Origin of the sequence: Haloprofundus sp. MHR1 (assembly GCF_005155585.1) — an archaeon.
In the GTDB taxonomy this organism is placed as follows: domain Archaea; phylum Halobacteriota; class Halobacteria; order Halobacteriales; family Haloferacaceae; genus Haloprofundus; species Haloprofundus halophilus.
This window is the reverse complement of record NZ_CP039833.1, coordinates 1,891,360-1,917,203: the sequence shown is the minus strand read 5'-3', so window position 1 is coordinate 1,917,203 and position 25,844 is coordinate 1,891,360. Positions and strand designations below refer to the sequence as shown.

Genomic DNA, 25,844 nt, shown 5'->3' with positions numbered 1-25,844 from the left:
GGATTGGGCAAGATTGAAATAGTGTCGCATAATTCCTCTCAACGAAGATGAGTAAAGTCACGTTCCGCGCGGACGACGACCTCGTCGAGCGACTGGAGGCGTTAGACGCCTCCAAGAGCGAGGTCATGCGCGAGGCGCTTCGTGCGTACCTCGACGCGTCGGAACGTGAGGCCGGTGCGGACGCGGGGTCGGTCGCACCGGTGTCCGAACGTATCGACGAACTCGTCCGCGAGCGCGTCGACGAACTCGTCGGTGAGCGGCTCCGACAGGCCGAGAACCGTCGACCACAGGACGTCAACGTCAACATCAGCCTCGACGGTGCGAGCGACGACGACTCGGAAGAACGTAAGACAACCGTCGACGGAGCGGAGACGGCGGACGAGAAGTCCTGCAGCCAGTGCGGCGAAGAGCTGTCCGACGGACAGATGTACTGCCCGAACTGCGGTGAGAAAGCGTCTCGCCGATTGTTCTGCGACTGCGGAGACGAGGTCCGTTCGGACTGGGCGTTCTGTCCGGGGTGCGGTCGACGGACTCCGGCGGCGGACGTTCTCGAACGGCGGTGACGGCTCGCTAGGACCGCGTAAACACCGTTCTACGGCCGTGTCTTACATTCGCCGTTACATTTATATCCCATCGGTCTGTGCTTACGTTCGCGTAAGACGGTCGTCTTACGCTCCGGAATCGGTGGGGCAAAGTCGCCCTCCTCGTGCGATTTCGGCGCGTGATGACACTGTCGGGCATGTGCCCGACCGTCTTACCGGGGGAATGCAAATATGGAGCGTGTGACACTACGAATTCCGAAGCAGCAGATCGAGGAAGTCGAACAGATGGTGGAAACGGGAGAGTTCCCGAACCGCAGCGAAGCCATCCGTTCGGCCGTCCGCGAGATGCTCAACGAGCAGGCCGAAGAACGCGACGCAAAACGTCCCGAGCGCACCAAGCGCAGCTGGGCGAAGGTGTAATCGAATGCAAGATATCGTTCAAGACGCACTCGAAAACGCCGAAGCCGAGCAGCGCGACATGGAGGCGCAGAGCGACGACGACGAGTTCGGCGAACCCCGTATCGTCATCGTCGGCTGCGGTGGTGCTGGGAACAACACCATCAACCGCCTCTACAACATCGGCGTCGAGGGCGCCGACACCGTCGCTATCAACACAGACAAACAGCACCTGAAGATGATCGAGGCCGACACGAAGATTCTCGTCGGCAAGTCGCTGACCTCCGGCCTCGGTGCCGGCGGCGACCCTTCGATGGGCGAACGGGCGACCGAGATGGCGCAGGGAACCATCAAAGAGGTTCTCGGCAAAGCCGACCTCGTGTTCGTCACCGCCGGGATGGGCGGCGGCACCGGCACCGGTGCCGCTCCCGTCGTCGCGAAGATCGCCAAAGAACAGGGCGCCATCGTCGTCGGCATGGTCTCGACGCCGTTCAACGTCGAGCGTGCCCGGACGGTGAAAGCCGAGGAAGGGCTGGAGAAACTCCGCAACGAGGCGGACTCCATCATCGTCCTCGACAACAACCGCCTGCTCGACTACGTCCCGAACCTCCCGATCGGCAAGGCGTTCTCGGTGATGGACCAGATCATCGCCGAGACCGTCAAGGGGATTTCGGAGACCATCACTCAGCCGTCGCTCATCAACCTCGACTACGCCGACATGTCCACCATCATGAACCAGGGTGGCGTCGCCGTGATGCTGGTCGGGGAGACGCAGGACAAGAACAAGACCGAAGAAGTGGTTCGCGACGCGATGAACCACCCGCTTCTCGACGTGGACTACCGCGGGGCGTCCGGCGGGCTCGTCCACATCACCGGCGGCCCCGACCTCACGCTCAAGGAGGCCGAGGGCATCGCCGACAACATCACCGAACGCCTCGAAGCGAGCGCCAACGTCATCTGGGGCGCGCGCATCCAGGAGGAGTACAAAGGGAAAGTCCGCGTCATGGCCATCATGACCGGCGTCCAGAGCGCGCAGGTGCTCGGCCCGACGACCCAGAAGCAGGCCGACCGCTCGCGCGCCAGTCTCGACGGGAGTTCGGGCGGTTCGGAGTTCGAGACGAGTCAGAACCGACAGCGTCGGACGAGCACGAATCCGAACGGTTCGTGGCAGTCCGACGGCGGACAGGACGAGGTCGAACGCAACAACGGCCTCGACGTCATCCGCTAACTGCTCGGCGACTTCGACCGTACGCTGTTCTCAGAAACCCGAATGTAGGTGGTGAGCGACGCCTCGTGAGCGGGAGAGAGCGGGAAGGGAGCGAACGTTTTCAGCGAGTTCCGCTCAGTCGTAGTTCGGGGCCGCGCCCGGTCTCAGACCGCCTGAACCGCCTCGACGAGCTTACACTTGCGACAGACCGTCCCGCCCGTCTTCGACCCGCAGCGCTCGCACTCGTTGAGTTCGACGTCCTCGTCGCCGTCGCCGCGGTACTGCTCGGCGGCCATCTGCGCGAGTTCCTCGTAGCCGGCCATGATGGAGTGGCGCGTCCCGGGGTGGTTCTCTTCGAGTTCGAGGAGCAACTGCTGTATCTCGCCGCGGTAGGCTTCGCTCGCGTGCGGGCACTCGGTGATGTGCGCCGGGAGGTCCTTCAGGTGCGCGTACAGCGCGACTTCCTTCTCGGGGACGTCGCGCAGCGGTTTGGCTCGCGGGACGAAGTTCTCCGAGAGCGCGCGCTTCTCGAAGTCGCCGATGCTCGCGTCGAAGTGTTTCGCCACCTGGGTCACGTCGCCCTCGAGGAAGTTCATCAGCGCCGTCTGCGCCTCGTCGTCTAAGTTGTGACCGGTGAGCAGTTTGTCCGCGCCGAGTTCCTCGGCGTACTGTTCGAGCAGGTCGCGTCGGAACACGCCGCAGTACGCGCAGGGAGCCATGTTCTCGGGGTCTTTCTCCACCACGTCGTCCATCCGAACGCCGAGTTCCTCCTCGTAGGAGACGACCTCGTGGTGCAGCGAGAGGTCCTCGCAGAGTTCGACGCAGGCGTCGAGGCTCTTGTCGCGGTAGCCCTCGATGCCCTCGTGGATGGAGAGCGCGACGAGTTCGATTCGGGGGTCCGGCCCGAACGTCTCGTCCAAGATGTGCGTGAGCACGACGCTGTCTTTGCCGCCCGAGAGACCGATAACCCACGTATCGGGGTCGTCGGGACTGGCGTCGCGCGGGACGAGGCTATCCTCGCGGACGCGTCGCCGGACGCGTTTCTCGACCGAGGCGCAGAAGTGGTTCTCGCAGAGATGCGCCCCCGAGTAGTTCGCGACCATGACGGCGTCGCGGTCGCACTTGTCGCACTCCATTTTCGTGTCTGTTGCCGTCTCGCGCGTATGATCGTTTCGTCTCCGCGGTCGAGGGGCGACGACTCGCCGAACCCACATCCGAACTGACTTCCCGCGACCCTCCGACCGACGCCCATGAACGAATCGCTCCGAACCCGCCTCGCGCGCCTCGGGTTCAACCTCCACCCGACGTATCGAAGCACCGGCGGGAGAGTCCGGTACATCGAGCGCGATTGGAGTCGCGTGCAGGTCGAACTCCCGCTGACGTGGCGGACGAAGAACGTCTACGGCACCACCTTCGGCGGGAGCATGTACGCCGCCGTCGACCCGGTGTACGTCATCATGCTGAATCGCCGCCTCGGCGACGGCTTCACCGTCTGGGACCGCGCCGCGAGTATCGAGTTCAAGAGACCGGGCGACCGGACGCTGTACGCCGACTTCCGCCTCCCCGACGAGGAGATAGAGGCGATTCGAGACACCCTCGACCCCGGCGAGTCGACCGACCGCGAGTACGACCTGCGGTTGTTCGACGCCGACGGCGACGTGTACGCCGAGGTCTCGAAGACGCTGTACGTCCGCCGCGACGAGTGAGGGCGCGTCGGACCGAAGCCCGCGAGGGACCGCCCCGAGCTATTTTGCGCTGACTGCGGTACACATCGTATGACGAACGTCGCAATCACCGGAGCGGCGGGAAACGTCGGCAGAGAGGCGCTGCGCGCGTTCGAGGACACCGATCACGAGGTGACCGCGATAACCCACCGCGAGCACGACGACCTCGACAGCGTCGTCCTCGACGTGACTGACGCCGAGGCGTTCTCGGATGCGCTCGCAGGACAGGACGTGCTCGTCCACCTCGCGGCGAACCCGTCGCCGACCGCCGACTGGGAGGGTGTCTTCGAGACGAACATCGACGGGACGCGCAACGCCTACGAGGCGGCCGTCGAGAACAGCCTCGACCGCGTCGTCTTCGCCTCCTCGAACCACGCCGTCCACCAGTACAACGTCGACGACCCCGACGACCCGGAGTCGATGACCGACCGCGTGCGGACCGTCCGCCCGGACGACCCGACGCTGCCCGACTCCTTCTACGGCGTCTCGAAAGTCTCCGGCGAGGCGCTCGGGCAGCTGTACGCCGCGCGACACGACGTAGACGTCGTCAACCTCCGCATCGGCTGGTTGCTCGAACCCGACGACCTCCGGGAGAGGAATTCTGACCCGGAGGTCGACTCGCAGTTTCTCCGTGCAATGTGGCTCAGTCCCGACGACTGTCGGCGCGTCGTTCGCGACGCGGTGACGGCGTCGCTCGACGGCGACGGGCTCGGTGACACCGGCGGCGAGGCGGTGACCGCCCACGGCGTCTCCGCGAACGACGACCGCTACCTCTCGCTGACCGAGACGCGGCACGCGCTCGACTACCGACCGCGGGACAACTCGGCGGCCGAACTCGACGGGTAGGGCCTCGGGAAGTCGGAAACCGTTTTCCCCGCGGCGCGCCGACGTTCCGGCGATGGAGCGACAGGAAGCTCTCGACCGCGTCGAAGCGCTCGTCGACACGGTCGAGTCCGAACCGATGCCGGTGCCCGTCCGCGAGATTTGGGTGTACGGCGACGTGGCGCTCGGACTCGACCCCATCGACCGTCTCGACGTCTACCTCACGAAGGATATCATGATGCGCGGCGACGCGGACGCCGAGCGGGCGGCCGACCTCGAAACCCGATTCGGCGTGAAGGGAATCGGCAAGAGCGTCTCCGCCGACTGGGCCGAGCAGTTCCCCGAACACGTCCGCGCCAACGACAACGGCTACGCCGCCCCCGAGAAGTGTCTCGCCGCGCACCTGCTCGACGACGGCGAGCCGATTCACCTCGAAGTCTGTAACGCGAGCTTCGACGACAACGTCACCCAGCGGTTGAGAGGTGCCGTCGCTCGCGGCGCCTACGAGGAGATTCTCGACCCGCGCGGCGTCTGTCTCTGGCTGGACGGCCAGCGCGGCGACGAGACGCTCGAAAAGCTCCGCGGCGGCGAACTCCCGTTCCCGACGCTCTCCGGTGCGCTGGAGATGCTCGGGATGGACGACGAAGAGGCGCAGACCGCCGCGACGCGGATGCGCGAGTACCGCGCCGAACAGACCGGCACGACGGTCCGCGGCGACGTCGTCTGAGCGCTCGACCGGTCGAGAGAGCTGACAGTCCGACGTTCTATTTCCCTCGGCGGTGACGTTTCGCTCGATGAGTCGAGACCGCACGTCGAGACGACGGTTCGTCCGCATCGCAGGCGCAGCGAGCGTCGCAGCTACAGTCGGTCTGGCGGGGTGTTCGTCGCCGGGCGAGGAGGAAGACGACGAGGGCGGGGAGAACGGCGGTGGCGGCGAAGGCGGCGAGGGCGGAGAGAACGGCGGTGGCGACGAGGGCGGCGAAGAGGACGACTCGCTCACCGGACCGAACGCCGACGAGTAAACCGACCTTCGGGTCCTGTTCCGCACTCACACCCGTCCGACGGTCACGTCGAACGGGACGACCTCCGCGCGCCGGTAGCTCCCCCGCTGCATCTGGTCGACCACCGACCGCCCCATCTCGCGCCACTCGGCGCGGAGCGCGTCGAACTCGGCGTCCGAGAGCGTCCGCCGGAGCTCCGCCTCGTAACGGTCGAACCCCTCGCCGGTCGCCTTCAACCGGGCGCTCTCCACGTCGGCCTCGTCGTACGGCGGTTCGACGACTTTCCGCTGGTGGTGGCGGCGCGTCCGGATTTCGGAGAGCCCCGCGTCGGCGAACAGTTCCGAGACGCGGCTCCCGAGCGAGACGTCCGTCCGGACGCCGTCGAGATACGCCTCTCTGACGCTGCGTTCGAGCGTCACCTCGCGGTCGACGGTGGAGTCGACGCCGACCGAGGCGTTGTCCGGTTCGACCGCGGCGACGAGCTCCGACGACGCTCGTTCGAACTCCGAGACGGCCGCGTCCGGCTCCGGAAGGTTGCTCAACAGCGCCTGACAGACCACGAGGTCCGCGGCGTCGTCGACGACGGGGAGGCGCGTCGCGTCGCCGGCGACGACCGAGAGTTCGGTCTGCTCGCGGGCGACACGGAGTAACTGAGGGTCGGCGTCGACGCCGACGACCTGCGCGTCCGGCGCTTCGTCGGCGAGGACGCGGGCGAGTTCGCCCGTGCCGCAGCCGACGTCGAGAATCCGACGCCGGTTCAGCAAGTCGAGGTCGGCGAGCGCCTCGCGCGACCCGCCCCACATCCCGTCGCGCGTTCGACTGAGGTACTCCGCTGAGAACCGGCGCATGCTCCGGTGTTCACGAGCGCCGGTGATAAGCGGGGGGATTCGGGGTGGAAAATCGGCGGGAAGTCAGTTCTCGCGCAGTTCCTTCACGCGGGCGATGTCCCACTCGAACCCTTTCTCGGCCTCGTTGGGCGTCTCCAGCACCAGCGGCACCTCGGCGAGGTCCGGGTGGTTGACGAACGCGTTCATGCCGTCTTCGCCGATGTAGCCCTCGCCGATGTGGGCGTGTTCGTCCTTGTTCGTCCCGCACTCGTGTTTCGAGTCGTTCAGGTGGACGCACTTCAGGTGTTCGAGGCCGATTTCGTCGTCGAAGGCGGCGACGGTGTCGTCGACGCCCTCGGCCGTCGAGAGGTCGTAGCCCGCGGCGAACGCGTGGGCGGTGTCGAGACAGACGTCGATGTCGAGGTCGGCCTTCTCGATGACGGTGGCGAGGTGCTCGAAGTCGCCGCCGAGTTTGGTGCCGCTGCCGGCGTCGCTCTCGACGAGCACCGTCACGCCGTCGGGCACGTCGAGTTCGTCCAGCGCCGACGCCGCGTTTTCGAGGCCCTGCTCGACGCCCGCGCCGGTGTGCGCGCCGAGGTGGACGTTGACGTACTCGACGCCGAGTCGGGCCGCGGCGTCGACCTCCTTCTGCATCGAGTCGATGGATTTCTCGCGGAGTCCGTCCTTCGGCGTGCAGAGGTTGACGAGGTACGACGAGTGGATAACCCACGGGCCGTCCAACTCGGCTTCTGTCTCTTCGCGAAACGTCGCGGCGTCTTCGTCGGTTATCTCTTGGTGCTTCCATACCTGCGGTGAGTGGGTGAATATTTGTCCGCAGTTACCACCCACCTCCTTTTGACGGAATACAGCGTTTGCTATATTTTCGTGAGGAGGGGTCACCGAGTCACTAGTCGCTTTTGAGCTAGATATTGAGACGTGTGCTCCAACTCGCATATCAGCGCGGAAGAATTCGGCGCACATAGGAACTTCGGAGTCGCGGTGTCGGCGCTCGTCGACCCACTACCGAGACGCGAACAGCTAACGCATTGGAATCTAAGAGAGTCGTATGGCCGAACACGTAGGCGTCGAGGTGGGCGAGTCCGCCCCGGACGTCACCGGGCAACTCGTTCGACCCGACGGAGAAGTAGACGACGTGTCGCTCGCGGCGCTCGCGGCAGAGAAACCCGTGTTGCTGTCCTTCTACACGGCGGATTTCAGTCCCGACTGTATCGAAGAGTGGTGTTCGTTCCGCGACTTCGACTGGTTCTCGACCGGCGAGCGGGTGCAGGTCGTCGGCGTGAGCAAATCCGGCGTGCGGACGCACCGCCAGTTCATCAACCGCCTGAACCTCGGCTTTCCGCTGTACTCCGACGGCGACCTCGACATCGCGGAGGCGTTCGACGTCGCGTACCGCGCGTTCGGCATCTCGCGCCGGGCGCGGCGCTCCTGTTTTCTCCTCGACGAGTCGATGACGGTTCGGTACAGGTGGGTCGGCGACCACTGGTTGGACCCGACGCGCGACACGCCGCCGGTCGGAGAGATTCACGAGGCGATTCAGGCGGAACTCGGCGGCGACGAAGAACAGACGTTCGGGTTCTGAGTCCTACTCCGACGACCGCGACTCGGCGCGCCGCCGAACCCAGTCGTCGGATTCGTACTTCTCGCGCGCACGTTCGCGGGCGCGCTCCAGTTCCTCGTCGGTCCACTCGCCTTCCTCGGCGTCGACCCACTCGCCGAGGGCGTCTTCGAGCGCCGAAACGGCCTCGTCGCGGGACACGTTCGTCAGTTCGTCGATACCGGTGACCCGTTCGCGGAACGTCTCCGCGTCGATTCCGGGGTCGGCGAACACGCCGAGGTGTCGGTCGGCGAGCACGCTGTACGTCAACGAGCCGTGCTGGATGACGGCGTCCTTTCGGCGGTACTGGGCGTTGCCGCTGATTTTGCGGCCGCCGGCGACGACGTCGTGGGCGGGGTGCAGTTCCCGCAGGTAACACGCCGGTTGGTGGATGGCCGGCAGCTGCTCGTCGGCGAAGTCGGCGTCGACGCCCATCCGCCCGAAGCCGTCGAGGACGGGCGCACAGAGCAGGTGATAGCAGTCGAGCAGTCGGCTCGGGAGCTCCTCGGCCGGCGCGGTGATGGAGTAGGAGATGTCGCCGAACTCGTCGTGGTAGATGCCGCCGCCGCCGGTCTGGCGGCGCGTGACGGTGATTCCCTCGCGTTCGCAGAACTCCCAGTCGACGGTGTCGGGCGCTTGCCGGTAGCCCAGAGAGAGCGTGCTCGGCTCCCACCGGTAGACCCGGACCGTTCTCGGGCCGCCGTCGGCGGCCGTCTCGGCCGCGATCTCGTCTAGCGCCATGTTCATCGGCCCCGACCGGGACTCCTCGCGGACGAGTCGCCACTGCCGGTCGGCCGACGGCGCGTCGTCGGTCATAGGCGGCGGTAGGCGGGAGTGAGAGAAAGTGGTTACGACGCGCGGTGAGGGAGAGAATCGTCGGGCGGCGAACTCACGGCCCGAACTGTTCGGCTGCGTAGGCGGCGAGATGGCCGTGTGCGCGGCGGAGGCGCTCCGAGAGTGCCTGATGGCTGATGTCGAGGTCGGCGGCGAGCTCCGACAGTTCGGCCCCGCGCGGAACCTGGTAGTAACCGCCGTCGAGCGCCGCGCGGAGCGCCTCGCGCTGGGAGGCGGTGAGACCGAACGTGTCGTCGACGTCCGACCCGTTCCGGGCCGTGTCGAACTCGCGGATGCGCTGGACCGAGAAGCCGGCGGCCTCCTCCTCGGTGATGCGCAGCGTCCGCGAGAGCGAGTCGCGGTGCGGGAACAGGATGCGGAACGTCCACACGTCGTTGCGAGCGGAGGCGTTCATGATGGTCGCGCCCTCGTCGTCGAGCAGTCGGGCGACCGGTTCGAAGCCCTCGGCCCAGTCGAGTCGGTACAGTCGCCGTTCTCCCTGCTCTTTCAGGAGCGCGGCGTCGGTGAGCGTGTGGTCCGTGGCCAACGCCCGGTCGAGCGCGCCCCAGTCGTCGCAACGCATCCAGACGAACGCGAGCAGCCGGTCGGTTCCGTGGGCGGCGACGGACTCCGCTTCGATTTCGAGACCCGGGACGCTGGCGAGCGTGCTCCGGAGAGGAAACTGCTCTGTCGGATGTTCGAGGGTTGCGACGACGCTCATACCGGTTTCGAACGCGCTGGAAGGGGATTAGTAATGGCTCAGAAATTCGGGACGGTTTCGATTACCGAGAGCTTTCGCCGCTGGAACAGTCACGCGTTCGAGTGTAATCTCAGCCTGTCCCGTCGTCTCCGGTCGGTGTCTCGGGCGTCGGCCGGACTCCCGAGTACGGCCGCGCCCCCCGCGAACCCCGTAGTTGCTCCTCTCGGCGGCGCGCTCGCTCGCGCGTCTTCTCGTCCCACTCCGAAAGGAGCCCGTACTCCAGCATCGTCTCCATGCCGGCGAGCGCCGCGCGCAGTTGGACGCCGAGAAGCGGGATGTCCGCCACGGTGACGATGAGGTCCGCCTGTATCATCACCCCCTCGGTGAGCAACACGTCCAGGAGGTCGACGACGGCGTCGTCGTCCCGGCGCGTCGGCCGCACCGCTACCGGCCTCCCGCCTCGGATTCTCGACCGCCCGACTCGGAGCCGGCGTCGTCCGAACCCTCCTCGCCGAGCGACGGCGCGAACGTGTACGGCGGCCACGGGCCGGTGTACTGCACGCCGGTCGTCTCCGGGTTCGCCTCGACCTCGTCGAGCACGTCGCCGATGGGAATCTCGTTCTCCTCGGGCGCGAGCACGGCGACCCGAAACGAGGGGCCGGAGTCCGAACCGTCGTCGTCCTCCAGCGACACCGCCGGTCGACCGAGTTCCTCCATCTCCTCGACCAGCGGGTCGAGCCGCTCCGCGAGCGTCGCTACGCGCTCCTCGCGTTCGGCGTACACGAGGTCGGAGAGTCGCTTGTCGTACTGCTTCTGGACGAGAAACGACGTCCCCTCCGAGGAGTCGCCGAGCGTCTCGGCGAGTTCGGCCAGTCGGTCGTCGGACGACTCGACCGCCTCGGCCAGCGCCTCCTCGTCCCAGCCGACCTCGATTCGGTACTCCCACTTGCCCGCGAACGCGTCGAGATGTCGTCGCTGGGTCGCCGCGGTCTCGGCGAGCCACTCTCGGACCGCCGCGTCGCCGCCCTCGACGACGGTGCCGAAGCGAAGCGGCAGCGGCGTCCCGAACGCGTCGCCCGCCGCGTCGACGACGTGCTGGTGGCGGAGCAGCGACCGCTTGACCGCCGAGAGGTCGTTCGGGTTCGGCGTCCGCTCGCAGCGGTGGACGACCGCCCCGATTCCGTCGGCCGTGACGAGGTACGCCTCCGCGCCGTCGACGGCGTTCGACTCGCTCCAGTCGGCGTCGGACTCGCCGTCGTCGACGGCGACGACGCAGTAGAGGTAGCGGCCGTCGTCGACGGTCGTCCCGGGGTCGGCGGCCGGCGCGCTCATCGAGACTCGACCCCCAGTTCGCCGTCTCGGAGGTCGAGCAGCGCGTCGTTGACCAGCGCGTCGAGGTCGCCGCGCAGGCGGTCAACGTCGTCGCCGACGCCGACCTCCTCCTTCAGCCGGTCGATCTCGCCTTCCAACTGCGCGAGGTGACTCCCGAGGCGCTCTATCTCCTCGTCGGTGAGCGACCCGGACTCCATGCGCCGAATCGCCTCGCGTTCGAGCGCGTCGACCAGTATCTCGACGACGGCGACGACGAGCGCGAACAGGCCGTCGGAGGCGTCCTCGCCGTCGATATCAACCGTCGGCATCGTCGCCCTCCGGTTCGACGGTCGCTTCGGTCGCTTCGCTCGTTTCGTCGGAGTCCTCCGCTTCGGTCGTTTCCTCGGCGTCGGCCTCGTCGTCGCCTGTTTCATTCGCTTCCTCGCCGTCGGCCTCGCTCGCTTCCTCGCCGTCGGCCTCGCTTCCGCCCGCTGCGTCGATGACCGGCGCGAGCGGACCCTCCTCGTCTTCGGGGAGCGCGTCGCGACCGGACGCCGCTGCGACGCGCCGCATGTCGGTTCCCTCGGGGAACTGCAGGCCGTACTCGGCGGCCGTCTCGAACGAGGCGATGGCCGCCCGCAGTTCGATGCCGAGCAGTTCCGTCTGACCGACGGAGACGACGATGTCGGCGTTGATGACGATGCCCTTGTCGAGAAGCATCTCGACGACGTCGGCGAGACTGTCGCTCGTCCGCGTGGGGCCGGCGCTACTCATTTTTCCACCTCCTCGTCGAACCGTCGTCCGTAGATTCGGTCGAGCCCCTCCATGTCGGAGTGTCGAACCCGCGTCGGCACCGTCGAGAACCGACTCGCCCCGGTGGCCGGTCGTGACGACGGGATGAACGACCGAGCGGTCGGGTTGCGCGAGTTCGACGTCGAACTCGCGCGCTGGCGGAACCGCTTCTCGTTGTACTTGCGCATCCGGTCGAGCTCTCTGTGGGCGACGAGGATACCCCGGCGGAACTCCTCGATGGCGTCCATCAGCTCCGACTGGATGACCGCCTGCGACACCTCCGTCTTCACCATCGACGTCTCCTCGTCGCCGCCGAACAGCGAGTCTTCGAGGAACTCGTCGTCGCCGTCGCCGTCGCCTTCGTCGTCGGTCTGTACCAGTCCGTCGTCGGTGAACGCGTCGACGGCCTCCTCCAGTTCGGCGTACTCCTCGCGCGTGCGTTGGAGGTCCGTCTCGGTCAGGAGCGCGCTCAGATTGACGAGTTGGACGAGCTTCGAGACGTTCACCGCCGCCTTCGGGTTGCCGTCGGCGAGCGCCTCCGGCAGTTCTTCGAACGAGACGGCCTCCGGTAGTTCCTCGACGTCGACGTTTTCGAAGAACGTCTCGACGTCTATCGCCGAGAGGAGTTCAACCGCTTCGACGGCGACGTCGACGAGCAGGTCGAGGTCGGTCGCTATCCGTTCGCCCGCGGCCGCCTCCTCGTCGCCGTCGTCGCCGGTGAGTCGGTCGAGAATCTCGACGGCCGTGTCGTAGAGGTCGTCGACGTCGGCGAGTGCGTCCACCGGGTCGGGCGCGGACACGGCGTCTGCCTCTTCGCTCATGTTTCCTCCCGGAGTTCGAGTCGCGCGCGAAGGACGTGGTTTCGCACCGCCGTCTCGGCGAGTCGCATCGGCGCGTCGAACGCCACTCGGCCGACGAGTCGGTCGTCGACGGTGACGACGAGCGTCCGTCCCCCGCCGCGGAGCTCCGCGTCGATTCGCGACGCCGAGACGCCGGGAACGTCGGCGATGACGTGGTAGCCGTCGTCGTCGACGCGGCTGTCGAGGTGGACGTTCGAGGGGTCGAACGTCTCCTCGGAAGGCGCGTGGTACGTTCGCTCCGTCCCGTCGTCGGGTCGGTCGGAGATACCCGTCCGAATCGAGTAGCCGAAGTCGAAGTCGGCCGGTCCGGAGCGGCCGCTTCCGGTGCCGACGCGTCGGCTCTCGCCGTTGCGGTCCATCGCCGCGAGCGTCTCTAAGAGCGACTGGACGCGCGCGACGATGCCGCGCGACGGCCACTCTTCGGGGTCGTCGCCGTGTCTGTCGACTGGGTCGTCGGTCACGTCTGTGCCACCTGTACGTTGCCGCTGAGCAGTTTCTGTTGCATCTCTTCGGCCAGTTCGAGGTCCTCTCGGAGCCGTTCGCGCCGCGCTTCGTACGTCTCTCTGTCCAGTTCGCCGAGTTCGTACAGCAGTCGCGTCTCCTTCAGTTCGTCCTGAATCGCGCCCACGTCGTACACTTCGTTGACTGCCATCGTGTGCAGCGTGTCCGCGATAGTCAGAAACGGCTTCATCAACAGTCTGTCGAGGATGAACATCACTGGGCCTCGATTTCGATGTCGACGAAGTTGTACGGGGCCCACGGCCCCGTGTACTGTACTTTCAGTTCTCCCTCGTACGCCTCCGTCAGGTCGCCCATCGTCTCGTTGAACGCCTCGCGGTCCTCGTGGGCGACGAGGTAGGAGTCGTTGACGACGAGACGGTCGCTGAACAGGTCGTTCTCGGCGCGCTCGTCGCTGACTTCGCCGAGGCGCTCGGTCACGTCCTCGCGGACGGCGTCGCGGTCCACGTCGACGCCCTCCTCGGTGACGAGTTTGACGCCGAGTTCGACTTTCCCGTCGACGTTCATCAGCGCCCGGCGGAACGCGCGCTGGCCGCCGCGGAGGACGCCTTTCAGCGCGCGGCCGTTCTTGAACGTCATCCCGAAGCGCATCGGGACGACGGTTCGGTCTTCGATGAGCGCCTGGAGGACGTCGTCGTGGAGGCGGGCGTTCTCGTCGGTCTGCTCGGGTTCCATCGTCTCGATATCGGAGACGATGGCCGAGTACCGCCGGTAGTCGACGGTGTACACCGTGGTCGCGTCGTCGACGCCCGGGATGTCCTTCTCGAACGACCCGTCGTCTGTCACCCCGTACGTGTAGAGATACGTTCCGGTCATGGGAAATTCGACTGCCGCTGCCGTCAGTATCGGTTCCAATCCAGTGTACCCTTGTGCCGGCAGGTGCAGGGTGTTTATACGCGGGCGACCGAGGGACGCGATGGACCGTAGACACCTTCAGCCAGACGGATATGTACACCCTGCATTTGCAGGCCAAGTGGCTAACCGTGTCGTCACTGTTTCTTCGGTACGATGCAGAATACTCCAGACAGTACGAGTCTCGCGGAAGTGCTCGACCGCATTCTCGACAAAGGAATCGTCATCGACATCTGGGCGCGGGTGTCGGTCGTCGGTATCGAGATTCTCACCGTCGAGGCTCGTATCGTCGCCGCTTCGGTGGACACGTTCCTGCACTACGCACACGAGATATCGAAGATAGAGCAAGCGACGTCCGGGGAGGGCGACTACGACATCAACGAGATCGAAGTCGACACGCCCACGCATCCGAACGAACCGACGACGTAAGTCGGCGCAGCCGCGCCGACGGACGGTCCGGGCAGGACCCACGGCAACGACTGCGGAATCCGACCGGAGCCACCGATGCCAGAGTTAAACCCAACCGAACACACAGTCGACGAACTCGAAGACGAACTGGAGGAGATAGACGACCAGACGGCGCTGCGCGACGCCTACGAGGCCGAACAATCGGGAGAGGACCGTTCGAGCGCCAAAGAAGCGATTCGTCGGCGGTTGGACGAGGTCGCCGAGGGAGAACCGCAACCGGAGGCTGACGGCTCCGGGGACGGCGAAAACGGCCAAAGCGGCGAAAGCGACGAAGGGAGCGGTTCGTCGTCGGACGGCGGTGAAACCGCCGACATCATGTCGGTCAAGGACTCGGTGCGAAACGTCGCCACCGAACTCATCGGTCACGAACTCGACGGCGTCACGGAACTCCGCCGAGTCGACGACGGCTGGGAGGGCGTCGTCGAGGTCGTCGAACGGCCGTCGGTGCCCGACACCCAGGACATCCTGGGCTCGTACGAAATCCAACTCGACGACGGAGGTACCGTGACAGGCTACCGCCGCGTCGACCGCTACCGCCGCGCCGACACCGACCGCGAGGAACAGGTCTAGGCCGATGGCGGATTCGGCGACGCTCGCGCTGTTCTGTTGCTGCGGACTCCTCTGTCTCGACGCCGCCCACGACGCGCAGGGTCGCTATCGACTCGGCTTTCTCGCCGGGGCGACGGCGATGTGGCTCGCCGCGCTGTCGGCGGCGGGCGTCGACGCCGCTTTGACCCCTCTTTTCACGCACCTGCTCGTCGGTAGCGTCGTCGTCGGCACCGCAGTCGCCTCGGCGACGGGCGTCGCCTACGTCGTCCGCGGACGACGAACGCGAACGGCGTGACTGCACACGAACGGGGTGCTCGCGAACGAGGCGTCGACTCGCCGTTCGACATCGGTTCGAACGCTGCGTCGGACTGCTGTTTTCTCCCGTCGGCAGCGTCGTGTCGTCGAACGGACTCCGTCGGAGCGCGGCGGACGAACGTCCCGCGACCACCGACCGCGGGGATGAAATCGACTCTCCGTAACGACGCACGGTCAGTCGGTGCCGACTGTCGGAACACCGGTTGCCCCGGGACCGGAGAGGACCGCGCCGCCCGTTTCGATATCGCACTCGGTAGTTTATCGAATCGGGATACGCCGACACGTGGGCCTTTTAGGCGACGACACCCCACCGAAGGGTATGGTGAAGAACATCGCGAGCGTGATGGCGGACCTCGACCCCGAGGACTTCTATCTCCTCTCGGGTGTCGAGCAGGGGATGCGGTTCGGGAAGTGGGTCAACCGCGAGAAGCTACCCGAATACTCGGGGCTCACCGCGGAGGAGGTCGACTACCGCCTCGACCGCTGCATGCGGCGGGACCTCGTCGAGAAGCGGACTATCCAGTACGAGGGGTACCGTCTCACCTTCGAGGGGTACGACGCCCTCGCGCTTCGAGCGTTTGCCCAGCGCGACACCGTCGACGGCGTCGGTTCGCCGCTCGGCGTCGGCAAGGAGAGCGACGTGTACGAGGTTCAGTCGTACAAGCCGCTGGCGCTGAAGTACCACCGCGAGGGGTACACGAACTTCCGGGAGGTGAACCGCGAACGCGACTACACCTCAGAGAACCAGCACGTCTCGTGGCTCTACACCGCCCGGAAAGCCGCCGAACGCGAACACGACGTTCTCCGCGACCTCTACCCCAGCGTCCCCGTGCCGCGACCCGTCGACCAGAACCGCCACGCGGTCGTGATGGAGAAACTCCCCGGAGTGGAACTCGCGCGCGCGAAGCTCCCGGACGAACAGGCCGTCGGCGTGCTCGACCTCGTCCTCCGGGAGCTCGTCGTCGCCTACGGACTCGGCTACGTCCACGCCGACATGAGCGAGTACAACGTCTCGGTCAGCGAGGACGGCATCACCATCTTCGACTGGCCGCAAGCGGTCGACACCGACCACGACAACGCCGCCGAGTTCCTCGAACGCGACGTGCGAAATCTGGTCGGCTACTTCGAGCGAAAATACCCCCAATCGATGCCCGAATCGGTCGATATCGACTCTGTCGCCCGTGCTATCGCCGACGGCTCGTTCGAGACGGTACGGGAGTACAGCGGAGAGTAAACCGATTGCCGCGATATAGAATTGGTGCGTAGGAGAGAATCTCCGAAAATTCCCTTCGAGAACGGAGAATCGGTGAGAGAGTATCGGCGGGTGGCCCGACCACCGGAATCCGTTTGTAGGGAAACACCGTAGAGTAGCCCCCAGAGGTGAGTTCTCTGTCGAGAGTTTCTGCACGTCGGTTCGGGACGAGGCCGCTGGGAGCGCTGCTGCTCGTCTTCTTGGCGATGACCCTACCGCTCCCGGAATCGCCGTTTCTGCTCGGTGCCGCGCTCGCAATCGTTCTCTGGCTGGCGAACGCGTATGCGAACTCGCAGCGCGAGTAAGCGCAACCGACACTGCTTCGGGCGGGATTTCTACGGTTGGGTTCGCGTCGGCGACAAGAACGATACGCTCGGCGCGCGTACGGAGCCTGTGCCCTCCGGACTCACCCAGACGGCGCTGGACCTCGTCGCCCAGTACGGCTACCTCGCCATCTTCGTCTTCACGTTTCTGGAGTCCTCGATGCTGTTTCCGCTGCTGCCGAGCGAGGTCGTGCTCCCTGTGGGCGCGGGGCTGATAGTCACCGGGCCCGCCTCGTTCGCCCTGTTCGTCGCCGCGACGACCGCCGGCGTCGTCGTCGGTAGCGTCGTCGCGTACCGCTTTTTCGGCGAGAAGGGTCACGACGCCCTCGAAGCTCACGGCGGCGCAGTCGACGTCTCCGAGCGACGGCTGGCGTTCGCCCAGCGGTGGTTCAAGAAGTGGGGCGAGAGTTCGGTGCTGTGGGGGCGACTGCTTCCCGTCCTCCGGTCGGTCATCTCGCTGCCCGCCGGATTCGCCGGGATGCGGATGTGGAAGTTCCTCTTCTACACCGCCGTCGGCGGGTTGATGTTCAACGTCGCAGTCGCCGCCGTCGTCTACTACGGGCGACAGCAGTCGGTGTATCACGTCGCGAGCGAGATACTCCGGACCCAGTTCGGTCGACTCCTCGGGGTCGCCAGCGCGAACCCGGCGCTGTCCGCTGTCTTCGTTCTCGCCGCCGTGACTGTGGCCGTCGTCACCTGGCGCACAGTCGAGCGAGCGGCGAACGGGACTCGGTGAGGGCTCCGTCCGGCCGGAATCTCGTGCCGGCCGGCGACGCGGACAGTTTGGTCAACGATTATGGGTACCGAGTCCATACACGGTAGCACATGACGGACGTAGCAGTCATCGGCGGCGGTCCGGCGGGGCTGAGCGCGGCGCTCTTTACGGCGAAGAACGGCCTCGACACCGTCGTCTTCGACACCGACGAGACGTGGATGCACAAAGCGCACCTGTTCAACTACCTCGGCGTCCGAAGTCTGGCGGGCGACGAGTTCATGTCTATCGCGCGCGGGCAGACCGAGGACCGCGGCGCTGAGTTGCGCGAGGAGAAGGTCACCGGCGTCGAATCGGCCGGCGAGGGCTTCACCGTCGCGACCGAGGACGACGACGTCGACGCGCAGTACGTCGTGTTCGCCACGGGCGCGAAGAAAGACCTCGCGGAGGAACTCGGCTGTGAGAAGAGCGACAACGACACCATCGACGTCGACCTCAGCATGGAGACCAGCGTCGAGGGAGCGTACGCGACGGGCGCGATGGTTCGCGACCAGGAGTGGCAGGCGGTCATCTCGGCGGGCGACGGGGGCGCGGCGGCGCTGGACATCCTCTCGAAGGAGAAAGGCGAGCACTACCACGACTTCGACACGCCCGGTGACGTCCCGTCGTTGCGCGACGAAGAGGCGTAGCGAGACGGCATCTCCGCCGTGCTGGACGCGCTCTCGGTGGTCGAGGTCGAGACGCTCGCGGCGTTCGTCCCGGCGTCGCTCGCGCTGATTCTCGCGCCCGGCCCCGACACGATCTACGTGCTGTCGCAGTCGGTCGGGGCCCGCCGACGCGTCGGCGTCGCCGCCGCCGCGGGCGTGAGCGTCGGCGTTCTCGTCCACACGGCGGCGGCGGCCGTCGGACTCTCGGTGTTGCTCCGCGAGTCGACGCTCGCGTTCCGACTGGTGAAGTATCTCGGGGCGGCGTATCTGGTGTATCTCGGCGTCCGGACCCTCCGCGGGATCGACGCCGAACGTTCGGAGCCGCCGAGTCACGACGTCGACGCCGGCCCCGTCGAGAGCGTGAGCGGCGTCGACGGTACTCGTCGCGATGCGCTGTCGACACGCGCCCAGAGCGGCTTCCTCCGAGGTGTCGCGGTCAACGTCTCGAACCCGAAAGTCGCGCTGTTCTTCTTGGCCTTCCTGCCCCAGTTCGTCGGCGGGAGCGGAACGACGGCGCAGTTGGCCACACTCGGGAGCGTGTACGCGACGTTGACGCTCGCGTATCTCGGCGGCGTCGCGCTGTTCGCCACGCGAGTCGGCGCGTTGGTCGGCGACGGCGGGGGTGGACGGGCGTTCCGGTGGCTCAGCGGCGGCGCGTTGCTCGCGCTGGGCGGGTCGTTGTTCGTCGAGACGAACGCCTGAGAACGACGGGTACCGACTCGAACCGCGCGGAAGCGCCGGGTCGCGCTTACCCGTCGTCCGCGTCCCGAACCTCCGCGCGTTCGAGCGTCACGCTCTCGGCTTCGACGTCTTCGACGAACGCCCCGCCGCCGCCGACGGTGACCAGCCCGTCGGCCGTCTCGACGACCAACGTGTTCTCGACCGGGAAGGAGTTGTTCGAGGGCGCGGCGAGCCCCTGCCGAACGTCGACGACGTGGCCGACGAGTTCGTCGGAGCCGTCCCGGCCGCGGGTGCGGCGGCCGCGGATTCTCGCGCGGAGGGGCGTGTTCGCACGCAGGTGCAGCGTCGTCTGGAGGACGGTCTGACGGAAGTTCGTGTACGTCGCCGGCAGCGACACCGGTTCGGTGACGTACACCTGCTGGGCCATCGGCCAGTAGTTGCCGAGAAACGAGCCGACGATGACCGGGCCGAGACGCGGTTCGGTGAAGGCGATGGCGCGCGTGCCGCTGTTGGTCCGGGCGATCATCTCCGTCGGCGCGACGAGTCCGGCCCGCTGGTCAGCGGTGAGCATCGTCGGCATCGGTTCGGTCCACGCGCGCGCGACGCTGGCGACCCCTTCTAGCTCCGTCTGCAGGCTGCTATCGGCGTCGGCGACCACCAGCAACACGAGCACCCCGCGGTCGACGGCGGCGCGGAGCGAGTCGGCGACCTCGTCGAGGTTCGACGCCGGAATCGATAGCGTCACCTCCTCGTCGGCGTCGTCGATGAGCGAGCGAATCCGTTTGAGCACTGTCACGCGCGATTTGATGACCTCGAACCGCTCGGTCTGCGGGGCGACCTGCGAGTAGCGCGCCTCCAGCGCCGGGCGCATCGTCTCGATGTTCTTCGTCAACGACTCGATGACTTCCTCCGGCGGGTTCGCCCGAATCGTCGTCGGCACGACGTGGTCGTTCACCGAGACGAAACCGCGGTCTTCGAGTTTCTCGCTGATGCTGTAGACGTAGCGTTTCGAGACGCCGGCGGCGTCGGCGACGGTGCTCGCCTTCGCCTCCCCGTGTTCCAAGAGCGTGAGGTACGTGTCTATCTCCTTGTCCGAGAGACCGAACTGTTGGAGCACGTTTCCGAGTGCGGCGTCGTCCATACGTGTATGAATCCGGGAGGGGTACTTAAGACACGGTGGTAGAATCGCCGCGAGAGAGTGGGTTTCGGGGGTTACCGCCGAAACCGGAGGTCGCGCGGGGACTGACCCCGAGTCGGAGTCACGCGGCGCGGAGAACGACGGCGTCGACGACGGTGAGGTCGTTGCCGGCGGCGACGGCTTCGCCGGTCAGGAGGTCCCTCGTCTCGACGGCCTCGTCCAACGAGACCGTCGCGGCGTCGGCGCCGAAGTTGAGCACGACCACGTACCGACCGTTCTCGTCTTCACGCGCGTAAGCGGTCACCGCGTCTGCGTCGCCGGCGACGACGTCGTACCCGACGGCTTCGACGCTGCCGTCGCGCAGCGCCGGCGTCTCCGCTCGGAGCGACGCGAGCGCGCGGTGGAACGCCGTGAGGTCGGCGTCGCCGTCGTGCCAGCGCATCGGGCCGCGCTGCTCGGGGACGCCGCGCTCCTGCCCGTAGTAGATCATCGGTGCGCCGGGGACGGTGAACGTCGCCGCGGCGGCCGCGCGCAGCGACGCTTCGCCGCACTCGTCGACGTAGCGGCCCTCGTCGTGGTTCTCGACGTAGCGGAGGTGAACCGCCGAGTCGGGAAAGCCCGCCCACGTCGCGTCGTCGAGCGCGTCGAGCACGGCGTCGGCGGTTCTCTCGCCCGAACCGACGTCGCGGAGCGTCTCGTACAGCGTCGTGTCGTAGTGCATGTGGAACTCGCCCTCGTGGTAGTCGGCGTCCCGCGGGATGGTCTCGTCCAGGAGCAGGAAGTCGTCGGGGACGCGGTCGTTGACCTCCTTCCAGAAGGCGTGCGAGACGCCCCACGCCACGTCGCAGCGGAAGCCGTCGACGACGCCGGCCCACTCGTCGACGACGTCGAGCATCCACGAGCGGACGGAAAGCGAGTCGTAGTTCAGATTCGGGATGCGCTGCCAGTTGAAGTAGTACTCTGGAATATCGTCGCCGTCTCGGAGGCTAGCCCAGTCGACGTCGACGACGTTTCGGTCGGCGTCGACGCGGCGGAAGTGGTCGGCGTACTCCTCGACGCCCGCTGCGTGCAGCTGGAACGCGGGGTGGTCCCGCGAGGTGTGGTTGACGACGAGGTCGAAGACGACCCTGATATCCGCTTCGTGACAGCGGTCGACGAGCGACTCGAACGCCTCGCGCGACCCGAGGTCCGAGGCGGTGTCGAAGTAGTCGGTGATGTGATAGCCGTGCGTCGTCGGACTGGCGAGCACCGGCGTCAGCCAGAGACAGTCGACGTTCAAGGATTCGAGGTACTCGACGCGGCGCTCTATCTCGGCGAACGTCGTCGGGAGCGTCTCGCCCGCGAACGAGCGGACGAATATCTCGTACACCGTCGGCGTCTCGGCCCACTCGGGCGGGTCGTTCGGCCGGGTGGCGGCGACGGACTCCGAACCGGTCGCGTCGAGGACGACGGTGTCGCCGATGCTGCGGCGTTCGCCGGCGGTGACGGCGTGGATTCGGGCGCGATGCGGAAGCGCGTCGATGGGGACGCGAAGCTCTCGGTCGTCGATTTCTACGTCGCCCTCCGTGAGCTCGTCGCGGCCGTCGAGGTGGAACTCGACGGGGAGGTCGCCGTCCGAAAAGTCGCTGTCGGGGGCGCTCCTCGGCGTCGCGGTGACGACCGCCTCGTCGCCGTCGACGCGCGCGTCGAGTCGGATACGCGGGCGTCCCGGGCCGTCGACCTCGACGCTGGTGCGGACGCCCTCCGCGAGGTCGTCCCCGACGGAGAAGGCGGCGGTGTGTTCGCCCGGCAGCAAGCGCGCGTCGAGCACGTAGTCGTCGCCGACGCGGCGCGGGCGCTCCGTCGCCATCAGGTGGTTGTTGAACGGTCCGCTAACCGAGATGGGGGTGTCGTCCAGTTCCGACTCGGGGAGCGGGAGGTCCTCGGCGGCGACCGAGAACTGCGCGGCGCGACGTTCGTCGGGGAACGCGCGAACCGTCAGTTCGTGGACGCCGTCGGGAGCGTCGAGTTCGACGGTGTACGCGCCGGGGGCGTCCGGGTGGAAGTGGACGACGGGGCCAGTCTCGTCGGCTTCGTCGCCGTTCGCCGCCGGATAGCCCGCCGGCGTGCCGACGGGGATGCTCGCGCCCGCGTCGAACGCGCTCTCCTCGGGCGCGGCGGCGACGGTCCAGCGGTACGACGCCGTCGGGTCGGGGTTTCGCGGGGCGAGTTCGACGGATTCACCGACCGAGACGAAACGCGGCGGACCGGGATGGTGCATACAGGGGGAGACGAGTGAGAGCGTATCACTGTTGCGCTTCGCTCGAAAACTGTGAACAACAATTACACCAAGAGTTATTACCCCGGCGCGGCGTCACACTCTCGATGCAACTCCGCGACGCCCTCGACGACTACAAACGACACGAGGGTCACGACACGCGATTTCCGGGCGAGCGCCGGTCGACGACGGGTCTGTTCTCCGGATTCGGCGGCCGGCTCGTCCACGTCGAGCGCGACGGGTCGCTCCGGGACTTCGGCTACCCGCTGACCGGGCGTAACGGAATCGACCGAAGTCGTCTCGGTCTCCGCGTCGACGACGAGGTCCACTGGTTCGCCGCCGACGCGACCGTCTCGCAGACGTATCACGACGGGACGGCGCTCGTCGTCACCGAGCGCGAGACGCCCGCCGGAACGCTCACGCAGTACGACCTCACCATCGACGACGCGCACGTGACGCACCTCGAACTCGACGGGGAGGGTGAAAGCGTCGAACTCGTCGCCTACGTGGGTCTCGCACCGAACGCGCAGGACACCCGAATCGGCCAACTCCGCCACGAGAACGCCGTCGAACTGTACCACACGACCGAGCACGACTTCGTCGGCAGCGCGACCGGTTTCTCGGACCTCCACGGGCAGGTGCCCGCGCGCTTCGCCGAGGTACTGGACGAGGTGGCGGTCGACCTCCCCCGTCCGGTCTCCGAGGACCGCTACGAGGAGGACCGACTCAGCGGCGACCTCGTCGCGTTCCTCCCGTTCGAGTCCGGCAGCACGACGCTCGTGACGCTTCTGACCGACGAGCACGCGACCGACCGCGAGGCGGCGCTCGGTCGGTTGGACGAACTCACGGCGGCGTACGTCGACGCCGACTCGCTCCGGCGGACCGCCGACGCGGAGGCGCTTCCGGTTCCCGACGACGCGCCGAACCCCGAGGCGGTGGCGGGGGACGTCCGCGTTCTCCGACTGCTCTCGGCGGAGACCGGCCTCCGCATCGCCGGCCCCGACTTCGACCCTTACTACGCCCACTCTGGAGGATACGGCTACACCTGGTTCCGCGACGACGCCGAGATTTCGCTGTTCGTCGACGAGGCATCGGAGTACGTCGGACTGGACCTCGACTCGTGGACCGACCGCAGCGTCCGGGCGTACCTGCTCACCCAACAGCGCGACGGAACGTGGCCGCATCGCGTCTGGCCCCGCGACGGCACGCTCGCGCCCGGCTGGGCGAACGGCCGCCTCGAAGCGGGCGACGGCCTCGACTATCAGGCCGACCAGACCGGCAGCGTCGTCACGTTCCTGGCGTCGGTCGTCGACGACGTGGACGCCGACCTCCGCGAGAAGCTCGTGGCGGCGCTCGACGACGCCGTCGGCGGTCTCGACGACACGCTCGCGGCCGACGGCCGACCCATCGCTTGCCAGAACGCCTGGGAGAACATGAACGGCCGGTTCAGCCACACCGCGGCGACGTTCCTCGAAGCGTACGCTGCCGTCGCCGACGCCGACCTCTCCGCGGAGACGACGGCGCACGCGGAGGAGCAGGCCGACCGCATCTACGAGGCGCTCGACGACCTCTGGGTCGAAAACCGCGACATCTACGCGCTCCGCGAGTGCGAGGAAGCCGACGAGGTGGAAGGACTCGGGGCGGGCGACCTCGACCCCCGATACGACTCGGCGACGCTGGCGCTGGCGGCCGCACACCGCCAGTACGCCCGCGTCGGCGAGGTGGACGAGAAGCGGCTCGACCGCCTCGCCTCGCACGTCGAGAACACCGTCGAGGGACTCTGGTCGGACCCCGACGAGAGCGAAGTGCGCGGCCTCGTCCGCTACGAGGGCGACGGCTGGCGACAGCGCGAACAGGATCACGAGAAGATCTGGTCGGTCTCGACGGCGTGGGGTGCACACGCCGCCGCGTGCACCGCGGCACTGCTCGGTGCGTACGACGATAACCGGACGGAAGCGTTCGAGGCGATGACCGAGGAGTTGCTGTCGCTCGTCCTCCCGGACGGACCGCTCTGCATGGAGACGGGCTACCTGCCCGAACAGGTGTTCGACGACGGCACGCCCGACAGCGCGACGCCGCTGGGGTGGCCCCACGCGCTCCGACTGGCGACGGTTGCGCTGGCTGACCAACTCGGCATCGACGTAGGTGCGCCTGCGGCGACGCTCGCCGACTGAACTACGGCTACGTTCGCTATCTGAACGTCGCAACTGCGTTCGCCGACCGAACGGCACGGCTACGATAGGTTCTGTTTTTGGCGAGTCGAGAAACGAAGAGAACTGGACTCCGAGTACTTCCGAAGCTACGCCGACGGGGTCGTAACCGTCTCCGTCTGCTCCCGATACGTCAGCGATTCGCCGGTGCTGTCGTCGAAGAGATGGATGTCGTTCTCGTCGAACGTGATAGCGACGGTGTCCTCGGGTTCGGGTTCGACGTCGGAGTCGACGCGGGCGATGAAGTCGGCCGCGAGGTCCAAGTAGAGGTAGTTGTCGCTGCCGATGGGTTCGACGACTTCGACGGTCGTCCGAATCCCCTCTGCGGCGTCGGCGACGTACACGTCCTCCGGGCGGATGCCGAACGAGAGTCGGTTGCCGTCGGCGACGCTCGGGTAGTCGGCGGCGTCGAGGCGGTAGTCGAAGCGGCCCGACTCGTCTTCGAGACGGACGCTGTTGCCGGAGACGCTCGCTCGAACCTCGATGAAGTTCATCGACGGCGACCCGACGAACCCGCCGACGAACTTGTTGGCGGGGTTCTCGTAGACGTCCTTCGGCGCACCGACCTGCTGGAGTCTGCCGTCCTTCAGGATGACGATACGGTCACCCATCGTCATCGCCTCCTCCTGGTCGTGGGTGACGTAGATGGAGGTGGTCGCGAGGTCGTTCTGGAGGCGCTGAATCTCGGTGCGCATCGTCGTTCGGAGTTTGGCGTCCAGGTTCGAAAGCGGTTCGTCGAAGAGGAACACGTCGGGTTCGCGGACGATGGCGCGACCGAGCGCGACCCGCTGTTTCTGCCCGCCCGAGAGCTCGTTCGGGCGGTCGTCGAGCAGTTCCTCGATGCCCATCATCTCGGCCGTCTCGCGGACGCGTTCGTGTCGCTCGTCCTTCGAGAGGTCGGTGCTCATCCGGAGGCCGAACGCCATGTTCTGGCGGACGGTCTTGTGCGGGTAGAGCGCGTAGTTCTGGAACACCATCGCCACGTCGCGCTTGCGGGCGTGGACGTTCGTCACGTCCTCGTCGTCGATGGTGATTCGGCCCGAGGTCGGTCGCTCTAAGCCCGCGAGCATCCGCAGCGTCGTCGACTTCCCGCACCCCGAGGGGCCGACCACGGTGACGAACTCGCCGTCCGAAACGTCGAGGGAGACGTCGTCGACGGCGACGATCTGGCCGCTGTCGAACTCCTTTCTGAGAGCGTCGAGCGTTACAGTTCCCATTGTCTCCACGAGT

32 protein-coding genes are annotated in these 25,844 nt (G+C 66.9%); 16 read left to right on the top strand and 16 right to left on the bottom strand.

Going from position 1 to position 25,844, the window contains the following annotated elements; all coding sequences use genetic code 11:
* Window positions 1-47: 47 nt before the first annotated feature.
* The 3 genes from FCF25_RS09710 (at window position 48) to ftsZ (ending at window position 2,166) form a co-directional block, all read left to right on the top strand.
* A complete protein-coding gene (locus tag FCF25_RS09710) occupies window positions 48-563 on the top strand; it encodes a zinc-ribbon domain-containing protein (protein ID WP_137048459.1) in 516 nt (171 codons plus the stop codon).
* 210 nt (window positions 564-773) lie between these two features.
* Window positions 774-962: a ribbon-helix-helix domain-containing protein gene (locus FCF25_RS09705; RefSeq protein ID WP_117592680.1), complete on the top strand. Its 189-nt coding sequence runs from the start codon at window positions 774-776 to the stop codon at window positions 960-962.
* A 4-nt stretch (window positions 963-966) separates the two neighbouring features.
* On the top strand, window positions 967-2,166 hold the full coding sequence (ftsZ, locus tag FCF25_RS09700; RefSeq protein ID WP_117592682.1) for a cell division protein FtsZ: 1,200 nt from the start codon (window positions 967-969) through the stop codon (window positions 2,164-2,166).
* 143 nt (window positions 2,167-2,309) lie between these two features.
* On the opposite strand, the gene FCF25_RS09695 is transcribed toward ftsZ, so the two are convergent.
* Entirely contained in the window at window positions 2,310-3,281 is a 972-nt protein-coding gene (locus FCF25_RS09695; RefSeq protein ID WP_137048457.1) for a TIGR00269 family protein, read from the bottom strand.
* Between the two features lie 114 nt (window positions 3,282-3,395).
* On the opposite strand from FCF25_RS09695, the gene FCF25_RS09690 reads away from it, so the two are divergent.
* The 4 genes from FCF25_RS09690 to FCF25_RS09675 all read left to right on the top strand — a co-directional run bounded on the left by FCF25_RS09690 (window position 3,396) and on the right by FCF25_RS09675 (window position 5,713).
* Window positions 3,396-3,851: a DUF4442 domain-containing protein gene (locus FCF25_RS09690; RefSeq protein WP_137048455.1), complete on the top strand. Its 456-nt coding sequence runs from the start codon at window positions 3,396-3,398 to the stop codon at window positions 3,849-3,851.
* Window positions 3,852-3,920: 69 nt separating this feature from the next.
* Window positions 3,921-4,715, top strand: a complete 795-nt coding sequence (locus tag FCF25_RS09685; RefSeq protein WP_137048453.1) for an NAD(P)-dependent oxidoreductase — start codon at window positions 3,921-3,923, stop codon at window positions 4,713-4,715.
* Window positions 4,716-4,767: 52 nt separating this feature from the next.
* Window positions 4,768-5,418: a hypothetical protein gene (locus FCF25_RS09680; protein WP_117592690.1), complete on the top strand. Its 651-nt coding sequence runs from the start codon at window positions 4,768-4,770 to the stop codon at window positions 5,416-5,418.
* Window positions 5,419-5,485: 67 nt separating this feature from the next.
* Window positions 5,486-5,713, top strand: a complete 228-nt coding sequence (locus FCF25_RS09675) for a hypothetical protein (RefSeq protein WP_137048451.1) — start codon at window positions 5,486-5,488, stop codon at window positions 5,711-5,713.
* Window positions 5,714-5,739: 26 nt separating this feature from the next.
* Here the strand turns inward: FCF25_RS09675 and FCF25_RS09670 are convergent, their stop codons facing one another.
* Window positions 5,740-6,540: a methyltransferase domain-containing protein gene (locus FCF25_RS09670; protein ID WP_174786375.1), complete on the bottom strand. Its 801-nt coding sequence runs from the start codon at window positions 6,538-6,540 to the stop codon at window positions 5,740-5,742.
* A 63-nt stretch (window positions 6,541-6,603) separates the two neighbouring features.
* Window positions 6,604-7,473 carry a deoxyribonuclease IV gene (locus FCF25_RS09665; protein WP_137048449.1) on the bottom strand — a complete coding sequence of 290 codons (870 nt, stop codon included), beginning with the start codon at window positions 7,471-7,473 and terminating at the stop codon, window positions 6,604-6,606.
* Between the two features lie 112 nt (window positions 7,474-7,585).
* Between FCF25_RS09665 and FCF25_RS09660 the strand changes: the two genes are divergently transcribed.
* Entirely contained in the window at window positions 7,586-8,119 is a 534-nt protein-coding gene (locus FCF25_RS09660; RefSeq protein WP_137048447.1) for a redoxin domain-containing protein, read from the top strand.
* Window positions 8,120-8,122: 3 nt separating this feature from the next.
* Here FCF25_RS09660 and FCF25_RS09655 read toward each other — a convergent pair whose 3' ends face one another.
* The 10 genes from FCF25_RS09655 to FCF25_RS09610 all read right to left on the bottom strand — a co-directional run bounded on the left by FCF25_RS09655 (window position 8,123) and on the right by FCF25_RS09610 (window position 13,966).
* Entirely contained in the window at window positions 8,123-8,950 is an 828-nt protein-coding gene (locus FCF25_RS09655; RefSeq protein ID WP_137048445.1) for a biotin/lipoate A/B protein ligase family protein, read from the bottom strand.
* A gap of 73 nt (window positions 8,951-9,023) precedes the next feature.
* Window positions 9,024-9,689, bottom strand: coding sequence for a helix-turn-helix domain-containing protein (locus tag FCF25_RS09650; protein ID WP_117592703.1), 666 nt, complete (start codon window positions 9,687-9,689; stop codon window positions 9,024-9,026).
* Window positions 9,690-9,798: 109 nt separating this feature from the next.
* Window positions 9,799-10,110 (bottom strand): gas vesicle protein GvpM, encoded by a 312-nt coding sequence (gene gvpM / locus FCF25_RS09645; protein WP_117592705.1) that lies wholly within the window; start codon window positions 10,108-10,110, stop codon window positions 9,799-9,801.
* 2 nt (window positions 10,111-10,112) lie between these two features.
* A complete protein-coding gene (gene gvpL, locus FCF25_RS09640; RefSeq protein WP_137048444.1) occupies window positions 10,113-11,000 on the bottom strand; it encodes a gas vesicle protein GvpL in 888 nt (295 codons plus the stop codon).
* Window positions 10,997-11,308: a gas vesicle protein K gene (locus tag FCF25_RS09635; protein ID WP_137048442.1), complete on the bottom strand. Its 312-nt coding sequence runs from the start codon at window positions 11,306-11,308 to the stop codon at window positions 10,997-10,999. The genes gvpL and FCF25_RS09635 overlap by 4 nt, the downstream gene beginning before the upstream one ends.
* On the bottom strand, window positions 11,295-11,753 hold the full coding sequence (gvpJ, locus tag FCF25_RS15975) for a gas vesicle protein GvpJ (RefSeq protein WP_137048440.1): 459 nt from the start codon (window positions 11,751-11,753) through the stop codon (window positions 11,295-11,297). Before gvpJ ends, FCF25_RS09635 begins: the two co-directional genes overlap by 14 nt.
* Window positions 11,750-12,592, bottom strand: a complete 843-nt coding sequence (locus tag FCF25_RS09625; RefSeq protein ID WP_137048438.1) for a hypothetical protein — start codon at window positions 12,590-12,592, stop codon at window positions 11,750-11,752. The genes gvpJ and FCF25_RS09625 overlap by 4 nt, the downstream gene beginning before the upstream one ends.
* Window positions 12,589-13,092, bottom strand: coding sequence for a gas vesicle protein GvpH (gvpH, locus tag FCF25_RS09620; RefSeq protein ID WP_137048436.1), 504 nt, complete (start codon window positions 13,090-13,092; stop codon window positions 12,589-12,591). The genes FCF25_RS09625 and gvpH overlap by 4 nt, the downstream gene beginning before the upstream one ends.
* A complete protein-coding gene (gvpG, locus tag FCF25_RS09615) occupies window positions 13,089-13,346 on the bottom strand; it encodes a gas vesicle protein GvpG (RefSeq protein ID WP_117592716.1) in 258 nt (85 codons plus the stop codon). The genes gvpH and gvpG overlap by 4 nt, the downstream gene beginning before the upstream one ends.
* The gene (locus tag FCF25_RS09610) at window positions 13,346-13,966 is read right to left on the bottom strand and encodes a GvpL/GvpF family gas vesicle protein (RefSeq protein WP_137048434.1); all 621 of its coding nucleotides are present in this window, start codon (window positions 13,964-13,966) and stop codon (window positions 13,346-13,348) included. Before FCF25_RS09610 ends, gvpG begins: the two co-directional genes overlap by 1 nt.
* A gap of 192 nt (window positions 13,967-14,158) precedes the next feature.
* Here FCF25_RS09610 and gvpA point away from each other — a divergent pair, with 192 nt between their 5' ends.
* From gvpA to FCF25_RS09575, 7 genes are all read left to right on the top strand, one after another.
* Complete coding sequence (gene gvpA / locus FCF25_RS09605) at window positions 14,159-14,431, top strand: gas vesicle protein GvpA (RefSeq protein WP_117592720.1); 273 nt, start codon at window positions 14,159-14,161, stop codon at window positions 14,429-14,431.
* Window positions 14,432-14,506: 75 nt separating this feature from the next.
* A complete protein-coding gene (locus FCF25_RS15970) occupies window positions 14,507-15,040 on the top strand; it encodes a gas vesicle protein (RefSeq protein WP_137048432.1) in 534 nt (177 codons plus the stop codon).
* Between the two features lie 4 nt (window positions 15,041-15,044).
* Window positions 15,045-15,314: a hypothetical protein gene (locus FCF25_RS09595; protein ID WP_137048430.1), complete on the top strand. Its 270-nt coding sequence runs from the start codon at window positions 15,045-15,047 to the stop codon at window positions 15,312-15,314.
* 339 nt (window positions 15,315-15,653) lie between these two features.
* Window positions 15,654-16,568: a serine/threonine-protein kinase RIO2 gene (locus FCF25_RS09590; protein ID WP_137048428.1), complete on the top strand. Its 915-nt coding sequence runs from the start codon at window positions 15,654-15,656 to the stop codon at window positions 16,566-16,568.
* Window positions 16,569-16,868: 300 nt separating this feature from the next.
* The gene (locus FCF25_RS09585; protein WP_137048427.1) at window positions 16,869-17,645 is read left to right on the top strand and encodes a DedA family protein; all 777 of its coding nucleotides are present in this window, start codon (window positions 16,869-16,871) and stop codon (window positions 17,643-17,645) included.
* A gap of 89 nt (window positions 17,646-17,734) precedes the next feature.
* Window positions 17,735-18,310, top strand: coding sequence for an NAD(P)/FAD-dependent oxidoreductase (locus FCF25_RS09580; protein WP_137048425.1), 576 nt, complete (start codon window positions 17,735-17,737; stop codon window positions 18,308-18,310).
* A gap of 18 nt (window positions 18,311-18,328) precedes the next feature.
* Entirely contained in the window at window positions 18,329-19,030 is a 702-nt protein-coding gene (locus FCF25_RS09575) for a LysE family translocator (protein WP_137048423.1), read from the top strand.
* Window positions 19,031-19,076: 46 nt separating this feature from the next.
* Here the strand turns inward: FCF25_RS09575 and FCF25_RS09570 are convergent, their stop codons facing one another.
* Both FCF25_RS09570 and FCF25_RS09565 read right to left on the bottom strand, forming a co-directional pair.
* Window positions 19,077-20,150, bottom strand: coding sequence for a TrmB family transcriptional regulator sugar-binding domain-containing protein (locus tag FCF25_RS09570; protein ID WP_117592734.1), 1,074 nt, complete (start codon window positions 20,148-20,150; stop codon window positions 19,077-19,079).
* 118 nt (window positions 20,151-20,268) lie between these two features.
* Window positions 20,269-22,407 (bottom strand): alpha-amylase family glycosyl hydrolase, encoded by a 2,139-nt coding sequence (locus FCF25_RS09565; RefSeq protein WP_137048421.1) that lies wholly within the window; start codon window positions 22,405-22,407, stop codon window positions 20,269-20,271.
* Between the two features lie 104 nt (window positions 22,408-22,511).
* On the opposite strand from FCF25_RS09565, the gene FCF25_RS09560 reads away from it, so the two are divergent.
* The gene (locus FCF25_RS09560) at window positions 22,512-24,578 is read left to right on the top strand and encodes a glucan 1,4-alpha-glucosidase (protein ID WP_137048420.1); all 2,067 of its coding nucleotides are present in this window, start codon (window positions 22,512-22,514) and stop codon (window positions 24,576-24,578) included.
* Window positions 24,579-24,703: 125 nt separating this feature from the next.
* On the opposite strand, the gene FCF25_RS09555 is transcribed toward FCF25_RS09560, so the two are convergent.
* A complete protein-coding gene (locus tag FCF25_RS09555; RefSeq protein WP_137048418.1) occupies window positions 24,704-25,831 on the bottom strand; it encodes an ABC transporter ATP-binding protein in 1,128 nt (375 codons plus the stop codon).
* Window positions 25,832-25,844 lie beyond the last annotated feature (13 nt).

What these genes read in the sequence shown, in the direction of transcription:
- FCF25_RS09710 (WP_137048459.1), top strand. Translation starts at nt 48, where the DNA reads ATGAGTAAAGTCACGTTCCGCGCGGACGACGACCTCGTCGAGCGACTG.
- FCF25_RS09705 (WP_117592680.1), top strand. Translation starts at nt 774, where the DNA reads ATGGAGCGTGTGACACTACGAATTCCGAAGCAGCAGATCGAGGAAGTC.
- ftsZ (WP_117592682.1), top strand. Translation starts at nt 967, where the DNA reads ATGCAAGATATCGTTCAAGACGCACTCGAAAACGCCGAAGCCGAGCAG.
- FCF25_RS09695 (WP_137048457.1), bottom strand. Translation starts at nt 3,281, where the DNA reads ATGGAGTGCGACAAGTGCGACCGCGACGCCGTCATGGTCGCGAACTAC.
- FCF25_RS09690 (WP_137048455.1), top strand. Translation starts at nt 3,396, where the DNA reads ATGAACGAATCGCTCCGAACCCGCCTCGCGCGCCTCGGGTTCAACCTC.
- FCF25_RS09685 (WP_137048453.1), top strand. Translation starts at nt 3,921, where the DNA reads ATGACGAACGTCGCAATCACCGGAGCGGCGGGAAACGTCGGCAGAGAG.
- FCF25_RS09680 (WP_117592690.1), top strand. Translation starts at nt 4,768, where the DNA reads ATGGAGCGACAGGAAGCTCTCGACCGCGTCGAAGCGCTCGTCGACACG.
- FCF25_RS09675 (WP_137048451.1), top strand. Translation starts at nt 5,486, where the DNA reads ATGAGTCGAGACCGCACGTCGAGACGACGGTTCGTCCGCATCGCAGGC.
- FCF25_RS09670 (WP_174786375.1), bottom strand. Translation starts at nt 6,540, where the DNA reads ATGCGCCGGTTCTCAGCGGAGTACCTCAGTCGAACGCGCGACGGGATG.
- FCF25_RS09665 (WP_137048449.1), bottom strand. Translation starts at nt 7,473, where the DNA reads ATGCGAGTTGGAGCACACGTCTCAATATCTAGCTCAAAAGCGACTAGT.
- FCF25_RS09660 (WP_137048447.1), top strand. Translation starts at nt 7,586, where the DNA reads ATGGCCGAACACGTAGGCGTCGAGGTGGGCGAGTCCGCCCCGGACGTC.
- FCF25_RS09655 (WP_137048445.1), bottom strand. Translation starts at nt 8,950, where the DNA reads ATGACCGACGACGCGCCGTCGGCCGACCGGCAGTGGCGACTCGTCCGC.
- FCF25_RS09650 (WP_117592703.1), bottom strand. Translation starts at nt 9,689, where the DNA reads ATGAGCGTCGTCGCAACCCTCGAACATCCGACAGAGCAGTTTCCTCTC.
- gvpL (WP_137048444.1), bottom strand. Translation starts at nt 11,000, where the DNA reads ATGAGCGCGCCGGCCGCCGACCCCGGGACGACCGTCGACGACGGCCGC.
- FCF25_RS09635 (WP_137048442.1), bottom strand. Translation starts at nt 11,308, where the DNA reads ATGCCGACGGTTGATATCGACGGCGAGGACGCCTCCGACGGCCTGTTC.
- gvpJ (WP_137048440.1), bottom strand. Translation starts at nt 11,753, where the DNA reads ATGAGTAGCGCCGGCCCCACGCGGACGAGCGACAGTCTCGCCGACGTC.
- FCF25_RS09625 (WP_137048438.1), bottom strand. Translation starts at nt 12,592, where the DNA reads ATGAGCGAAGAGGCAGACGCCGTGTCCGCGCCCGACCCGGTGGACGCA.
- gvpG (WP_117592716.1), bottom strand. Translation starts at nt 13,346, where the DNA reads ATGTTCATCCTCGACAGACTGTTGATGAAGCCGTTTCTGACTATCGCG.
- FCF25_RS09610 (WP_137048434.1), bottom strand. Translation starts at nt 13,966, where the DNA reads ATGACCGGAACGTATCTCTACACGTACGGGGTGACAGACGACGGGTCG.
- gvpA (WP_117592720.1), top strand. Translation starts at nt 14,159, where the DNA reads ATGCAGAATACTCCAGACAGTACGAGTCTCGCGGAAGTGCTCGACCGC.
- FCF25_RS15970 (WP_137048432.1), top strand. Translation starts at nt 14,507, where the DNA reads ATGCCAGAGTTAAACCCAACCGAACACACAGTCGACGAACTCGAAGAC.
- FCF25_RS09595 (WP_137048430.1), top strand. Translation starts at nt 15,045, where the DNA reads ATGGCGGATTCGGCGACGCTCGCGCTGTTCTGTTGCTGCGGACTCCTC.
- FCF25_RS09590 (WP_137048428.1), top strand. Translation starts at nt 15,654, where the DNA reads ATGGTGAAGAACATCGCGAGCGTGATGGCGGACCTCGACCCCGAGGAC.
- FCF25_RS09585 (WP_137048427.1), top strand. Translation starts at nt 16,869, where the DNA reads ATGCGAACTCGCAGCGCGAGTAAGCGCAACCGACACTGCTTCGGGCGG.
- FCF25_RS09580 (WP_137048425.1), top strand. Translation starts at nt 17,735, where the DNA reads ATGACGGACGTAGCAGTCATCGGCGGCGGTCCGGCGGGGCTGAGCGCG.
- FCF25_RS09570 (WP_117592734.1), bottom strand. Translation starts at nt 20,150, where the DNA reads ATGGACGACGCCGCACTCGGAAACGTGCTCCAACAGTTCGGTCTCTCG.
- FCF25_RS09565 (WP_137048421.1), bottom strand. Translation starts at nt 22,407, where the DNA reads ATGCACCATCCCGGTCCGCCGCGTTTCGTCTCGGTCGGTGAATCCGTC.
- FCF25_RS09560 (WP_137048420.1), top strand. Translation starts at nt 22,512, where the DNA reads ATGCAACTCCGCGACGCCCTCGACGACTACAAACGACACGAGGGTCAC.
- FCF25_RS09555 (WP_137048418.1), bottom strand. Translation starts at nt 25,831, where the DNA reads ATGGGAACTGTAACGCTCGACGCTCTCAGAAAGGAGTTCGACAGCGGC.